12 protein-coding genes are annotated in these 14,008 nt (G+C 74.3%); 8 read left to right on the forward strand and 4 right to left on the reverse strand.

Annotated elements, in window-relative coordinates:
• Positions 1–46: 46 nt before the first annotated feature.
• The gene (locus CHF16_RS21570; RefSeq protein WP_089327903.1) at positions 47–4,123 is read right to left on the reverse strand and encodes an AAA family ATPase; all 4,077 of its coding nucleotides are present in this window, start codon (positions 4,121–4,123) and stop codon (positions 47–49) included.
• Positions 4,124–4,212: 89 nt separating this feature from the next.
• Entirely contained in the window at positions 4,213–4,734 is a 522-nt protein-coding gene (locus CHF16_RS21575) for a gamma carbonic anhydrase family protein (protein WP_089327904.1), read from the reverse strand.
• Between the two features lie 278 nt (positions 4,735–5,012).
• Between CHF16_RS21575 and CHF16_RS21580 the strand changes: the two genes are divergently transcribed.
• The 5 genes from CHF16_RS21580 to CHF16_RS21600 all read left to right on the forward strand — a co-directional run bounded on the left by CHF16_RS21580 (position 5,013) and on the right by CHF16_RS21600 (position 10,410).
• Entirely contained in the window at positions 5,013–6,044 is a 1,032-nt protein-coding gene (locus tag CHF16_RS21580) for a DivIVA domain-containing protein (protein ID WP_089327905.1), read from the forward strand.
• A gap of 95 nt (positions 6,045–6,139) precedes the next feature.
• Complete coding sequence (gene def / locus CHF16_RS21585) at positions 6,140–6,670, forward strand: peptide deformylase (protein ID WP_089327906.1); 531 nt, start codon at positions 6,140–6,142, stop codon at positions 6,668–6,670.
• A gap of 179 nt (positions 6,671–6,849) precedes the next feature.
• Positions 6,850–7,587 (forward strand): response regulator transcription factor, encoded by a 738-nt coding sequence (locus tag CHF16_RS21590; RefSeq protein WP_218826768.1) that lies wholly within the window; start codon positions 6,850–6,852, stop codon positions 7,585–7,587.
• On the forward strand, positions 7,587–9,149 hold the full coding sequence (locus CHF16_RS21595; protein WP_089327908.1) for a sensor histidine kinase: 1,563 nt from the start codon (positions 7,587–7,589) through the stop codon (positions 9,147–9,149). Before CHF16_RS21590 ends, CHF16_RS21595 begins: the two co-directional genes overlap by 1 nt.
• 298 nt (positions 9,150–9,447) lie before the next feature.
• On the forward strand, positions 9,448–10,410 hold the full coding sequence (locus CHF16_RS21600) for a S1C family serine protease (RefSeq protein WP_089327909.1): 963 nt from the start codon (positions 9,448–9,450) through the stop codon (positions 10,408–10,410).
• A 229-nt stretch (positions 10,411–10,639) separates the two neighbouring features.
• Here CHF16_RS21600 and CHF16_RS21605 read toward each other — a convergent pair whose 3' ends face one another.
• Entirely contained in the window at positions 10,640–11,464 is an 825-nt protein-coding gene (locus CHF16_RS21605; protein ID WP_089327910.1) for an oxygenase MpaB family protein, read from the reverse strand.
• Positions 11,465–11,554: 90 nt separating this feature from the next.
• Between CHF16_RS21605 and arfB the strand changes: the two genes are divergently transcribed.
• Positions 11,555–11,980, forward strand: coding sequence for an alternative ribosome rescue aminoacyl-tRNA hydrolase ArfB (arfB, locus tag CHF16_RS21610; protein ID WP_089327911.1), 426 nt, complete (start codon positions 11,555–11,557; stop codon positions 11,978–11,980).
• Positions 11,981–12,004: 24 nt separating this feature from the next.
• Here arfB and CHF16_RS21615 read toward each other — a convergent pair whose 3' ends face one another.
• Entirely contained in the window at positions 12,005–12,721 is a 717-nt protein-coding gene (locus CHF16_RS21615; RefSeq protein WP_089327912.1) for a winged helix-turn-helix transcriptional regulator, read from the reverse strand.
• 196 nt (positions 12,722–12,917) lie between these two features.
• On the opposite strand from CHF16_RS21615, the gene CHF16_RS21620 reads away from it, so the two are divergent.
• Both CHF16_RS21620 and CHF16_RS21625 read left to right on the forward strand, forming a co-directional pair.
• Positions 12,918–13,172 (forward strand): MoaD/ThiS family protein, encoded by a 255-nt coding sequence (locus tag CHF16_RS21620; protein ID WP_089327913.1) that lies wholly within the window; start codon positions 12,918–12,920, stop codon positions 13,170–13,172.
• A gap of 85 nt (positions 13,173–13,257) precedes the next feature.
• Positions 13,258–13,965 (forward strand): LmeA family phospholipid-binding protein, encoded by a 708-nt coding sequence (locus CHF16_RS21625; protein ID WP_089327914.1) that lies wholly within the window; start codon positions 13,258–13,260, stop codon positions 13,963–13,965.
• Positions 13,966–14,008: the final 43 nt, after the last annotated feature.

Below are 14,008 nucleotides of genomic sequence, written 5' to 3' on the forward strand. Positions count from 1 at the left end.
ATGCCCATCTGATGCCTCCGTCCCGCCGGGACGGGACACCGCGCGCTCAGGGCCCCGCGCGGAAGTCGCCCAGGAGTTGCTCCAGCGGGGTTTCGGGGAGGTCGCGGGCGGTCAGGCGGGCCACGGTCGCGGCGTTGACGTCGGCGCCCGCGAGCCGGGCCGCCTGCCGGGCCACCGTCTGCTCGAACAGGGCGCGGACGGTCCGGGCGTAGGCGAACCGCGGGTCCTCGCGCATCGCCTCGAACCGGGACAGCAGCTCGACGCGCAGCTCCTCGTCCAGCATGTAGAGGTCGCGTTCGGCGTAGCTCTGGAACAGCCCCACCAGGTCGCGGTCGCCCATCGCGGTGAACTCCAGGATCCGGCCGAACTCCGCGCGGAACGCCGGGTTGCCCGCGAGGAAGCCCTCCATCTCCGCCGCCGGGCTGGAGCAGACCACGATGAACCGGGTACCGGACTGGTGCATCCGGCGGAGAAGCTCGTCGACGACGGCGGGCGCCCGGTCGAGCCGGTACGCCTCCTGGATGAGCAGCACCCCGCCGAGCGCCTGGTCGACCATGCCCGCGACGCGGTTGCGGGTGTCGACCTGGTCGCGCCCGGCCAGGTGGACGGGACGGCACGCCACCACGTGGCCCGACTGGAGCAGCCCCAGCGCCGCGTACACGCCGCCGACCAGCCCCGCCACGGTCGTCTTCCCGGTGCCGGGCGGCCCGGTGAACACCAGGTGGCGGGGCGCGTCGCCGGACACGCCGTACCGGGCGCGGTCGGCGGCGAGCGCCGCCTCGTCGGCCAGCTCCCGCACCGCCGCCTTGACGTCCTCCAGCCCGGTGAGCTGGTCGAGCTGCCGCAGGTAGCCGCCGATGTCGCCGGGCGGGCGCAGCGCCGGCTCGATGCCCTCCGCGACGCCCGCGAGGTCGTCCGGGGTCAGCACGAGCCGGTCGTGGGACGCCCCGGCGCGCTCCATGTTCCGCTGCGCCGCCTGGTCGAGGTACGCCTCGACGAGGCGGGCGTTGACCAGGTCGCCCGGCCCGCGGAGCCGCTCCAGGTCGGCCCGGACGGTCTCCAGCGCCGCCGCGCCGATCGTCACCCGCCGCTCGTCGGCGAGCAGGTGCAGCAGCGTCATCCGGTTGTCGAGGTCGGCGAAGTCGGGCAGCCGGTGGACGCGGAACGCCTGCACGAGCTTCGGGTGCTCCCGCAGCAGCTCCCGGTAGGCGCGCGGCTCGCAGGTCGCGATCACCGGGGTCGTGTTCACCGGGTCGCGGCGGGCGCGGCGCACCGCCCCGACGACGGCGGCCGGGTCGGCGGCGTCCGCGATCGCCACGTCCAGCCGCTCGAACAGGATCACCGGGCCCGGCTGGGCGAGCAGCTGACCGATCCGCTCGGGCGGGGCGTTCCGGACGTCCTCGGCGTCATGGGCGCGGATCGTCCCGTCGCCGAGGCCCGCGTTCGCCAGCGTCAGCGCGATCATCCGGGACAGCCGGCGCTGCCCCGAGTGCGGGTCGCCGACCAGCAGCACCCCGGGCAGGCCCGACTTGATCGCGCTCGGGGCGCCGTCCACCCGGGTCGCCTCGGCCTGGTCGCCGGTCGGCTTGTTCCACTCCTCGGCCTGCGCCTTGACGTCCCCGAGCAGCACGGACGCGTCGTGCTCCCCGTAGACGAACCCGAACCCGAACCGCTCCAGGACGCGGCGGGTGCTGCGGTCGCTCGGCGGCGGGATCTCGTCGACGGGCCGCTCCGGGGACGGCGTGTCGTCCAGGAAGTCGAAGTCGCCCACCATCGTCTTGGACATGACCTTCGTCCCGGGCGGGGGCGCGGCGCCGCCGGGGCCGGGCGGGGGCGCCGGGGCCGGGTCGTCCTCGATGTCGCCGGGGCCGAGGACGCGCGTGCCCGGCGGCCGGTTCGCGGGCGGCGGGGGCGCGGGGGCCTGTGCGGGCGGGCCGGGCCGCGGTGAGTCCTGGCCCTCGACGCGGGTGGAGAACGCGTCGAACGTGGTCGGCTGCGGTTCGGGCGAATTCGCCGGAACGGGCGGTTCCGGCTGCCGCACGGGCGGCGGGGGTGCCGGGGACGCGGCGGGCGCCGGTGCGGGTGCCGGTGCCGCGCCCGCCGGCTGGTAGCCCAGCTGGGTGTACGGCGGGACGAAGTCCTCGTCCGGCGCCTCCTCCTGGGGTGAGACGCCGCCGAGCTGCGCTTCCGGCTGCGGAGACGCCGCCTGCACCGGCGGCGGGTTCTGCACCGGCGGAGGGGGCGCCGGGCTCTGCATGGGCGCGGGCGGTTGCGCGGCCGCGGGCGGCTGCGCGGGTGCCGGTGGCTGCGCGGGTGCCAGTGGCTGTGCGGGCGGCTGTGCGAGCGGCTGTGCGGGCGCCGGCGGCTGGACGGGGCCAGCGGCGGGGCGCTGGAAGCCGAGCTCGGTGTACGGCGGGGCGGCGGCGCTCGCCTCGTCCTTGTCGTCGTCGCCGGAGGGCGCGGCGAGCAGCGGGTCCGGCGGCGCGAACGCGGCCTGCTGCCCGGGGCCGGGCTGCGGGAGCGCTGCGGGGGCGGCGGCGGGGCCGGGGGGCGCGCTCTCCCGGACCGGCTGCGCGGGCGGCTGCACGAACGGCCGGTCGGGCTCGGACGGCGCGCCCTGCGGCTGCGGCGGCGCGCCGGGCGCGAGGCCCGGCTGGCTCTGCATGGCGTGCGGCGACGGCTGCGCCGGCGCCGGGTTCGGCTGCGGCGTGGACATCGTGGCCGCGGCCGTGGCGCGGGCCCGGTTGCGCCCGATGATCCCGGCGATGATCGCGGTCGGCACGGGGAAGCCGCGCGGCCGGGCGGGCATCCCGCCGAGCCGGCACCAGGCCAGGTCGGTCTCGTACATCGCGGCCAGCAGCGACTCGGCGCCCGCCCCGGACCCGGCGGCGGAGCGCAGCGGCTCGGGGAGGCGCATGTCCGAGGGCCAGAGCCGGCGCAGCGGATGCCCCTTCTGCTCGGCCACCGCCTGCACCGTGTACCGGATCTCCGGGTCCAGCCACGGGACGATCGTGCCGACCATGTCCTTGCGGACGACGTTCAGGTCGGCGGCGAGCAGCGCCGCGGCCACCAGCCGGGGCTCCAGGTAGGCCGGCTCGGCCGGGTCGCCGGACAGCTCGGCGATCCTGTCGCTGAGCGTGTAGAACGCGTGCCGGAAGTTGTCCCCGGGCGAACTCTCGTTCCGCAGCGCCGGGACGAGCTGCGGCGGGCACCGGGTGAGCCACTGCTGGACGATCGCCCCGTCCCCGTACGGCAGGGCGCCGTAGTCGACGGTCGGGTTGGCGAGCGTGGTGCTGAGGATGGCGAGCAGGGCGTCCGCCCGCATCTGGAACCGGACGTCCTCGCGGAGCGCGCTGGCGACGGCCCACATCGTCCGCAGGATGACGACCGCCGCGTCCACCCGGCTGGCCCGGAGCCGTTCCGCGTACAGCGCGACGAGGCTCTCCAGGGTCGGCGGGGTGAGCCAGCGGGGGCCGTCCACATCGGGGAGGGGACGGGCCCGGTAGGGCTTCCAGAGGTCGAGCATCTGCGCGTCGAGCCGCGCGTCGAAGGCGGGGGCGGTCGAGCACCACAACATCACGCCCCACGCGGCCGCGACGGTCGACGGCGTCTCGGCGGTGAAGTCGGGCCACCAGTGCGGGTAGTCGGGCGCGGCGAGCGTCGCGGCGGACTCGACGGTGGACCGGACGCGCGAGGTCAGGTCGGTCGCGAACCCGTGCCCCACGAACGGCAGGCCGGACGGCGGGTCGTAGCCGAAGTCGGGCCCGGCCGGGACGACGTGCGGCGGCAGGTTCGGCACCTGCCCGGCGCCCTGCTGGGCGGGCCTGGCCGCCATCCGGACGGCGGGCGTGCGGGGCGGCGGGCACAGGTACCACTGGCCGTCGGACGGGTGCAGCCGGTACCAGCGGGCCCACGCGCCGAACAGCCACCACGTCCCGTCGGGGAGCACGAGCATGCGGCCGCCGATGGCGTGGTGGCGCTGCTGCGGAGGCGCCGACGGCCACCACGCGGCGGCCACCATCGCCCGCGTGTCGCGCTCCGCCTCCGTGAACGGATCCTGCCCCCGCTGCGGGCTGGGCGGCGGAGCGCTGCCATAGCCCGGTCCCCACACCACGATGGTCATCGTAGTCAGCAGAACCCGCCCGGCGGGCTCCTGACCGGCGCGGAGACCGCGTCTTCGCAGGTCAGCCAGAGATCAAGGGGGGCTTGACGTCACCGCCACGTCGCGGCGCGGTGCCGCTCGGCCTTGTCCATGTAGACCGTGGGCGTGTGCTCCAGGACGAGCCGGTCGCCGTCGTTCAGCTCCCGGACGATCTTGCCCGGCGTCCCGGCCACCAGCACCCCGGACGGGATCTTCTTCCCGGGCGGCACCAGCGCGCCCGCCGCGACCAGCGTCCCGGCCCCGATGCGGGCGCCGTTCAGCACGATCGCGCCGATCCCGATGAGCGCGCCGGTCTCGACGTGGGCGCCGTGCACCATCGCCTTGTGGCCGAGGCTGACGCGGTCCTCCAGGACGGCGGGCATGCCCGGGTCGCAGTGCAGGCAGCTGAGGTCCTGGATGTTGCACTCGGCGCCGACGACGATCTCCTCGTCCTCGGCGCGCAGCACCGAGCCGTACCAGACGCTGGACGCGCGTCCCAGCGTCACCCGCCCGACGACGACCGCGCCCGGCGCGACCCACGCCGACGGGTCGATCTTCGGCTCGTCCGCACCCAGCGCTCCGAGGTAGCTCATGCCGCCGATGCTAGGACGCGGCCCGTCCCGCGCGCCGACCGGGGGGCACGGGATTTGACCGGATTAGAGGGTTTCCTGGGCGCGCTCGGAAGAAGAAACGGCAGCAAGACGCGTGTTCCGGTTGCGCGAATGGGGTGGACCGGACAAGAGTCGTCCTGACGTATCCGTGCGTGCGCATGGCGCGTCCGTATCCTGTGGGCCCGCTCAGGCGGGTGAGGCTGTTATCGCGTCCGACCCTGACGGGGTGATGACCCCCGCCAACGACCCCCCAAGGCACCATGAGCAACGAAGCCGAGATCCTGCCCAACCTCCTCCAAGACGAGTCCTTCGAGATCGTCATGCGCGGCTACAACCGCCGCCAGGTCGACGACTACATCGCCCGCGCCCAGCAGAAGCACCGCGAGCTCGAGGCGCGCCTCGCCCGCGCCCAGGACGACGGCGAGCGCCTCCGCCGCGAGATGGCCGAGCTCAGGGAGGCGCGCAAGCCCACCGGCGACGACCTGAGCGACCGCCTCCGCCAGATCATCAACCTGGCCGAGGACGAGGCCCAGGACAAGGTCGCGCAGGCCGAGGCCAAGGGCGCGGAGATCCGCGAGGACGCCGAGCGCGAGTCCAAGCGCATCATCGACGAGGCGCGCGCGCACGCCGACAAGAACCTCGCGCAGGCGCAGGAGAAGGCCGAGAACGTGCTCGCCTCCGCCAAGAAGGAGTCGGACAGCGTCCTGTCGGCGGCCAAGCAGGAGGCCGAGCAGACGGTGACGAGCGCGCGGCTGGAGGCCGAGCGCACCCTCACCGCGTCCGAGCGCCGCGCCAGCGTGATCAACGAGGGCGCCACGCAGCGGCTCACCGCGCTCACCAAGAACCACACGCAGGCCCTGCAGCGGCTGACCGAGATCAGCGACACGCTGCACCGGCTGCTCACCGCCGAGAACGAGGCCGGCCCGCTGGAGAAGATGGTCGAGGACGCCGTCCGGCAGAGCGGCCCGCGCAAGCAGGCCCCGCCCGCGCAGCCCGCGCCGGCCGCCAAGCCCGCCCCGGCCCCGGCCCCGGCCGCCAAGCCGGCCACCGCCCCGCCGCCCGCCTCGCCCAAGCCCGCCTCGGCCCCCGCGCCGGCGCCGGGCCCGGCGCCCAAGCCCCCCGCCCCGGCGCCGCAGGCCGCGCCGTCGCTCGGCAAGCCGGAGCCGGTGCCCGCCGAGCCCGCGGGGCCGTCCGTGCCGCCGCAGGCCAAGCCCGCCCCGCGCCCGGCCGACGACGGCCCGGTGCACCCCCCGGTCCCGCCGCAGCAGCAGCGCGGGCCGATCGAGCTGTAGCGGAGCCGGGCCGGGGCACCGGCCCGCCCGCCCGGCGGTGCGCCCGCCCCTCGCGGGGACGGGCGCACCGCCGCACGCTTTGTAGGATCACCGGCGTGAGGAAAAGGACCCATCCGAAGGGCGGGAACGCCCGCCCGGTCAGGCTTCTCGGCGACCCTGTACTGCGCACCGAGTGCGATCCGGTCCGGACGTTCGACGCCTCCCTGGAGCGCCTCGTCGACGACATGTTCGTCACCATGTACGAGGAGGACGGCGCCGGGCTTGCCGCGAACCAGATCGGCGTCGGCCTGCGCCTGTTCGTGTACGACTGCGAGGACGACCGGGGCCGCCGCAACATCGGCCACGTCGCCAACCCGGTGCTGGTCGCCGCCGACGGCGAGCAGCTCATCGAGTCGGAGGGCTGCCTGTCGGTCCCCGGCATGCGGTTCGAGACGCCGCGGTACGCCCACGCCGTCGTCGAGGGCGTGGACATGAAGGGCAAGCCCGTCCGCGTCGAGGGCACCGGCTACTTCGCGCGCTGCCTCCAGCACGAGTGCGGCCACCTGGACGGCGGCGTCTACATCGACGTCCTGTCCGGCGACGCCCGGCGCGAGGCGATGCGCGCCATCCGCGCCCTCCAGCGCTGACCAGAGCCCCCGGCTCCCCGTCCTCCCCGCAACCGTCTTCCCACGCTGCGTCACCTACCCTGGCCAGGCACGCTTCCAGCCCGAGCCGGGGCGGCGCTCAACGTATCCTCTGCCGGCATTCAGGAGACGTTCAGGTTCGGCTGGAATCCTCGGCGGTGATGTGGAGGGGGACTGGGCAATTGTCTGAACGTACGGTGAACGGCGGCGGCAAGGCGGCGGCGGCGGAGGCGACCCTGCTCGTCGTCGAGGACGAGCCCAACATCCTGGAGCTGCTCGCCGGCAGCCTGCGCTTCACCGGGTTCGACGTGGTCACGGCCACGAACGGGGCGGACGCGGTGCAGTCGGCGCGGCGGCACCGGCCCGACCTGATCGTGCTGGACGTGATGCTGCCCGACATCGACGGCTTCGACGTCGCGCGGCGGCTGCGGTCCGGCGGCGACCACACCCCGGTGCTGTTCCTGACGGCGCGCGACGCCGTGCAGGACCGCATCAAGGGACTGACGATCGGCGGCGACGACTACGTCACCAAGCCGTTCAGCCTGGAGGAGGTCATCGCCCGCATCCGGGCGGTGCTGCGCCGGTTCCGCGGCGGTGCGGCCGAGCCGCCGCCCCGGCTGGTGTTCGCGGACGTGGAGCTGGACGAGGACAGCCACGAGGTGTGGCGCCGCGGCCGGCCCATCCAGCTGTCCCCGACCGAGTTCAAGCTGCTGCGCTACTTCATGGCGAACGCGGGGCGCGTGGTGTCGAAGGCGCAGATCCTCGACCACGTGTGGAACTACGACTTCCGCGGCGACGCGGGCATCGTGGAGTCGTACGTGTCCGCGCTGCGCCGCAAGGTGGACAACGCCGAACCGCGCCTCATCCACACGCTGCGCGGTGTGGGGTACGTCCTGCGCGAGCCGTCGAGATCGGGCTGATGGCCCCCCGCGTCCCGGCGTCCGAGCTGACCGGCGCGGGCAGGCCGGCCTCCGGCGACGGCACCGGTGCCGCGGAGCACACGTGGTCCCCGGCGCGGTCGCCGCGCCGCGCGCTGGAGCGGCTGTGGGGACGGACGTCGCTGCGCGTCAAGCTGATCGCCGGGATGCTCGTGCTCGTCACGTTCGGGATGACGGTGATGAGCGCGGCGGGCGCGTCGGTGCTGCGCCAGTACCTGGTCGGCCGGGCCGACGACCAGTTGCGCAGCTCGGTGGGGCGGGCGATCGAGCAGGTCATCCCGCAGCTGCGGCGCGGCGAGGTCGACATCGACGTCCGCATCCCGAGCGAGATGTACGGGCAGGTCCGCACCGACGACGGGCACGCCGTGGGGCAGAACCCGGCGTGGAGCGAGACCGGCCATCCGAAGCTGCCGGACGACCTGCGCGAGCACATCGACCGGCCGTTCACGGTGCAGGGCACCGGCGGTTCGACGTGGCGGATCCTGGCCGAGCCCATCCCGGGCGGCATCATCGTGCTCGCGTTCAGCATGGACGAGGTGGACCGCACCGTGCAGCGGCTCGTGGTGATCGACGCGATCGTGGGGCTGCTGGTGCTCGGCGTCCTGGTCGCGCTCGGCGTGTGGGTGGTGCGGGCCAGCCTGCGGCCGCTGGCCGCGGTGGAGGAGACGGCGGGCGCGATCGCGGCCGGCGACCTGTCCCGGCGCGTCCCGCAGGCCGATCCGCGCACCGAGATGGGCCGGCTCGGCCGGTCGCTGAACACGATGCTCGGGCAGATCGAGGCGGCGTTCGGGGCGCGCGCCGAGTCGGAGGCGGCGGCGCGGCGCTCGGAGGAGACGGCGCTGCGCTCGGAGGAGCGGATGCGGCGGTTCATCGCCGACGCCAGCCACGAGCTGCGCACCCCGCTGACCGCGATCCGCGGGTTCGCCGAGTTCTACCGGCAGGGCGCGGCCCGCAGTCCCGCCGAGCTGGACCGGCTGATCGGCCGGATCGAGGAGACCGCGTCCCGGATGGGGCTGCTGGTGGAGGACCTGCTGCTGCTCGCCCGGCTGGACCGGCAGCGCCCGATCGAGCGTCGCCCGGTGGACCTGCTCGCCGTCGCCGCCGACTGCGTCCAGGAGGCCAGGGTTCTCGCGCCCGAGCGGAAGATCGACCTTTCGGTCGAGGGAGGGCTTGCGTACCAGGTGCGGGGGGACGAGCCGCGGCTGCGCCAGGTCCTCGGGAATCTGCTGTCCAACGCGATCGCGCACACGCCCGAGGGGACGCCGGTCGACGTCCGGCTGCGCCCCGGCACGCTGCGGGACGCGCCCGCGGCGGTCCTCGCGGTCGTCGACCAGGGCCCCGGCCTGTCCGCCGAGCAGGCGGAACGCGTCTTCGAGCGGTTCTACCGGGCGGACGAGGCCCGCTCCCGCGACTACGGCGGCGCCGGTCTCGGCCTCGCCATCGTCGCCGCGCTCGTCGCCGCGCACGAGGGCGCCGTGGAGGCCGACTCGACGCCGGGCGGCGGCGCCACGTTCCGCGTTGTCCTGCCCCTGGCCGACGACTAGCGCCACCGCCGGGCCGGACGGGCGGTACGGGGAGACGCGGGTCACATTCAGGCAATGTTCAGGTAGGTGCGCTTAGGTGGTCGTACAGGGCGCGCCCCGGTCTCGACGGGGAGCGGGAGCCCGCGCCCTGGCCAACGCACCCCCGGGCTGCCCGGGGGCACCGCGGCCGTGGGATTCACCGCCCACGGTCGCGGTTTTTCATGCTTTGACGGCTTTCAGCACACTTTCAGGTTCAACTCAGGCGGCCTGCAGCCCGGTCGCGCACTCTCGATGGTGAGTGAACGACAGGGGGATCCGCATGAACACCGATGCCGGACGGCCGCAGCCGTCACCATGGGAGCCGCGGCGGCCGGAGTCCGCCGCGGAGGGGCAGTGGTCCTGGCCGGACGCTCCGCCGACCGGCACCGGTACCGCGGAGGCGGGCGGGCCCGCCGCGCCGGGGATGTTCGGCACGGCGCGGCGCAGGCTCGCGGCGGTGGGGGCCGCCGCGGCGCTCGCGCTCGGGGCGGGCGCCGGGGGTGCCGCGGTGACACTGGCGCTCACGCACGAGAACACCGTCTACGCCAGCCCGACGGCGGTGTCGGGGACGTCGTCCGGTGGCACGACCGCGCAGGTGGCGGCGGCCGTCCAGCCGAGCGTGGTGTCGAGCCAGGCGCGGACCCCGTCCGGGATCTCCGGCGGGTCGGGCGTGATCCTCCGCTCGGACGGCGTGATCCTCACCAACGCCCATGTCGTCTCGGGCGCCCGGGAGGCCGCGGTGAAGTTCAGCGACGGCCGGACCGCGACCGCGGACGTCGTCGGCGCCGACTCCGGCGCCGACATCGCCGTGATCAAGGCGCGGGGGGTGTCGGGCCTCAAGCCGGCGACGCTCGGCGACAGCGACCGGATCGCCGTGGGCGACCAGGTCCTCGCCGTGGGCAGCCCGCTCGGCCTGGACGGCTCGGTGACGTCCGGCATCGTGAGCGCGCTGGGGCGCGAGGTGCGGGAGGACGACTCCGAGCCGCAGCTCCCGCCGGGGCTGCGCGGGCAGCTGTCGCGGCAGGAGCAGACGGTGATCAAGAACGCGATCCAGACCGACGCCGCCATCAACCCCGGCAACTCCGGCGGCGCCCTGGTGAACGCGTCGGGCCAGGTGATCGGCGTCAACACCGCCATCGCCACGTCCGGGGGCGGCGACGGGAACATCGGCGTCGGCTTCGCCATCCCGATCGACGCCGCCAAGAAGACCGCCGACGAGATCATCGCCGGCGCCTCGGTCTGACCCGGCCGCCGTCCGGCCAGGCTCTGGGGGGAGCGGGCGGACGGGCGGCGGACCGGTCAGAAGGTCCTTCCGGCCGGGCCGGGCTCGGAAGGACCGGCAAGGGAGAACGGCCGCGCGATCTGCCTGTGGACCGCGCGGCCGTTCAGCCGTTCCCGGCCCTCGGCCCGCATCGGCCGGCCCGCATCGGCCGGCCCGCATCGGCCGGCCCGCATCGGCCGGCCCGCGCCGGTCAGCCGCGCACGCTGATCGCGGGCCTGCGCTTCACCTTGGCCAGCATCTTGCGCGTCGAGTGCAGGTAGTACTCGCGCGGCAGCGTCCGGATCCGCAGCGGAAGCCGCGGGTACACCGCCGACAGCACCGCAAGCAGCAGCCGGAAGCGCGCCTGCCGCGCCCGGGTCCACTTCCACCCGTACTGCTCGCGGATCGGCGCCGGCATCAGCCCCGCGGTGAGCAGCCGGATCATCATCAGGCCGGGCGCGTTCAGCGGCCCGCCCGGCAGCTTCGGGTGCAGCACCTGCTCGGCGACCGCCCGCGACGCGTCACTGATCTCCAAGGTGTTCAGCATGCCGGCGTAGTAGGCGCGGAAGTCGCGGTAGGTCTCCGGCATCCGGCCCTCGGGGCAGCCGAGGATCGTGGCGTAGATCTTGGCCTGGCCGTAGAACTCCTCCAGCTCGGCCTCGGTGAACGTCCGGCGGAACAGGACCTGGTAGAACTGCGTCGCGACGGCGAACAGCGTGGAGGCGACCCACACCTGCAACTCCGGGTCGTTGGCCTCGTAGCCGGGTCCGGTGATGGCGTCGTGGCCCTTGGTGACGAGCGCGCTGAGCGTCTCGGCCTCCTCGCGCGTCCCGAACTGCACGACGTAGAGCCACCCCATCGTGTTGCGCAGCCGCCGCGCGGGGTCGTCCGCCGTGTAGCTGTGGTCGTACACGCCCTGCGCCACCTTGGGATGCGCCGTCTGCAGCAGCGACGCGGCCCCGCCCGCCGCGATGAGCGCGCCCTCCCGCGAGATCACGCGGATGAGGTCGCCGTCCTGGAAGATTCCCGCAGTCATGGCGATCAGTGTAAGTAAGTGCTTGCATTCGATGCCAGGCGGGGCTTTAACCGGACGACAATCCCGCGCGGCCCCTGCGACAATGGGGACATGCCCGCCCAGATCCATGTCCGCGGCTCGGTCACCATCCCGGAGACCGAGCTGAGCTGGCGTTTCTCCCGTTCGTCGGGGCCGGGCGGGCAGCACGTCAACACCAGTGCCACCGCCGCCGAGCTCTCCTTCGACGTCGCGAACTCCCCGTCCCTCCCCGAGCACCTGCGCGCCCGCGCGCTCGACCGCCTGGCCGGACGGCTCGTCCGCGGCGTCCTGACGATCCGCGCCGAGGAGTACCGCTCCCAGCAGCGCAACCGCGACGCCGCCCGCACCCGCCTCGCGACCCTGCTGGCCGAGGCGACGGCCCCGCCGCCGAAGAAGCGCATCCCGAAGAAGATCCCGCGCGGCATCAACGAGCGCCGCCTGGAGAACAAGAAGCGCCGCTCCGCCGTCAAGCGCCAGCGCTCCGCCCGCTGGGACTGAGCCCCGCGGCGGACCCCGCCGCCCTTACGTGCGGGCCGGGGTCTTCTCCTCGGCGTCACCGGGCCGGTGGTCGGGGACGAAGCGGTACCCGACGTTGCGGACGGTGCCGATCAGCGACTCGTACTCGGCGCCCAGCTTGGCGCGCAGCCGCCGGACGTGGACGTCGACCGTGCGGGTGCCGCCGAAGTAGTCGTAGCCCCAGACCTCCTGGAGGAGCTGCGCGCGGGTGAAGACCCGGCCCGGGTGCTGGGCGAGGTACTTCAGCAGCTCGAACTCCTTGAAGGTCAGGTCGAGGACGCGGCCGCGCAGGCGGGCGGTGTAGGTGGCCTCGTCGATCGTGAGGTCGCCGCTGCGGATCTCGCCCGGGACCTCGTCGGCCTCGGCGCCCGCGGCGGCGCGGCCCAGGGCGAGGCGGAGGCGGGCCTCGACCTCGGCGGGGCCGGCGGTCTGCAGCAGCACGTCGTCCAGGCCCCACTCCGGGCTGAGCGCGGCGAGGCCCCCCTCGGTGACGATGGCGAGGAGCGGGCAGTCGAGGCCGGTGGTGCGCAGCAGCCGGCACAGGCTCTTGGCCTGCACGAGGTCGCGGCGGGCGTCCACCAGCACGATGTCGGCCGGGTCGGTGTCGATCAGCGCGGACGCCTCCGCGGGGGCGACGCGCACGGAGTGCAGCAGAAGCCCGAGCGCGGGCAGGACCTCGTCGGAGGGTTCCAGCGCGTTGGTCAGCAAGAGCAGGCTGCTCAAGTGCCGCCTCCCGTCCAAGACGTAGGACCCGGACGGCTCATCTCCCCAGCCCCGCCCGCGGTCGGCGACTCTACGACGAGGCGACCATGAAGGGCCTTTCGGATGAACTCCATGGCCTCGTCGCCCGGATCCCTCACCCAGAGCATAACGGACGGCCCCCCGGCGGTCCCGGGACGGGACGTTGAATACTGGTCACATGGCCAAGGGGACGATGCGGTACTGGGCGGCGGCGAAGGCCGCCGCGGGCGCGCATGAGGAGCCGTACGAGGCGGGGACGCTGGCGGAGGCGCTGGCGGCCGCGACGGCGTCGCGGGGCGAGGAGTTCGCCCGGGTCGTCCGGCGGAGCTCGTTCCTGATCGACGGCGACCCGGTCGGCGGCCGGCCGCACGCCTCGGTCGTCCTGCCCGAAGGCGGGGTCGTGGAGGTGCTTCCGCCGTTCGCGGGCGGGTGACGCAAGGTCATTCTCCGGTGTGACCCGGTTTGGTGTGAACCCGCATTAAGGTGTGGCGATCGCATGCCGTCATCGGAGGAGTGACATGCGGAAGGTACTGCTGGTACTGCTGATCTTCGTGGCCGTCGTGCTGGTCGCCGCGGACCGCATCGGCGTGCGGGTCGCGCAGGACAGGATCGGCGAGCAGGTGGCGGCGCAGTACAACCTGTCCCAGCAGCCGGACGTCACCATCCACGGCATCCCGTTCCTGACGCAGGCGGTCGGCGGCGAGTACAAGCACATCGAGGTCGAGATCGGGGACTGGACTGAGCAGGGCGTCAGCGTCTCCGGCGTCACCGTCGACATGCGGGGCGTGAGCGCGCCGCTGTCGGAGGTCAGCAAGGGCAGCTCCGCGAACGTCACCGCGAAGACGGCCACCGCGTCCGCCGTCATCCCCTACGACGTGATCCGCAAGGAGGCGCCGAAGGAGGTCACGGGGCTGCGGCCCAAGGGCGACGACCTCTCGGTCGACCTCACCGGCAACATCCTCGGCTTCCCCGTCTCCGGGACCGCCGTGGTGGAGGTCAAGCCGACCGCGAAGGGCATCGCGATCTCGCCCGTCTCGGTCGGGTCGGACGGTGCCGCGCAGATCCCGCTGGCGCTGGTGAAGCGGCAGCTCACCTGGGTCGTCCCGGTCGCGGACCTGCCGGTCGGGTCGCGGATCAGCCGGATCCAGCCCACCCCGGACGGGCTGCGCGTCGCCGCGACCGCCGAGAACGTCCACCTGAACGATCTCCAGCAGGTGCGCAGATAGTCCGCGCTCGGGATGAACCGCCCGGTCGGGGCATACGTGACAG

Origin of the sequence: Actinomadura meyerae, from assembly GCF_900188445.1 — a bacterium.
In the GTDB taxonomy this organism is placed as follows: Bacteria; Actinomycetota; Actinomycetes; order Streptosporangiales; family Streptosporangiaceae; genus Spirillospora; species Spirillospora meyerae.

Coding starts and splice junctions, on each gene's coding strand:
- CHF16_RS21570 (WP_089327903.1), bottom strand. CDS start 4,123: ATGACCATCGTGGTGTGGGGACCGGGCTATGGCAGCGCTCCGCCGCCC.
- CHF16_RS21575 (WP_089327904.1), bottom strand. CDS start 4,734: ATGAGCTACCTCGGAGCGCTGGGTGCGGACGAGCCGAAGATCGACCCG.
- CHF16_RS21580 (WP_089327905.1), top strand. CDS start 5,013: ATGAGCAACGAAGCCGAGATCCTGCCCAACCTCCTCCAAGACGAGTCC.
- CHF16_RS21595 (WP_089327908.1), top strand. CDS start 7,587: ATGGCCCCCCGCGTCCCGGCGTCCGAGCTGACCGGCGCGGGCAGGCCG.
- CHF16_RS21600 (WP_089327909.1), top strand. CDS start 9,448: ATGAACACCGATGCCGGACGGCCGCAGCCGTCACCATGGGAGCCGCGG.
- CHF16_RS21605 (WP_089327910.1), bottom strand. CDS start 11,464: ATGACTGCGGGAATCTTCCAGGACGGCGACCTCATCCGCGTGATCTCG.
- arfB (WP_089327911.1), top strand. CDS start 11,555: ATGCCCGCCCAGATCCATGTCCGCGGCTCGGTCACCATCCCGGAGACC.
- CHF16_RS21620 (WP_089327913.1), top strand. CDS start 12,918: ATGGCCAAGGGGACGATGCGGTACTGGGCGGCGGCGAAGGCCGCCGCG.
- CHF16_RS21625 (WP_089327914.1), top strand. CDS start 13,258: ATGCGGAAGGTACTGCTGGTACTGCTGATCTTCGTGGCCGTCGTGCTG.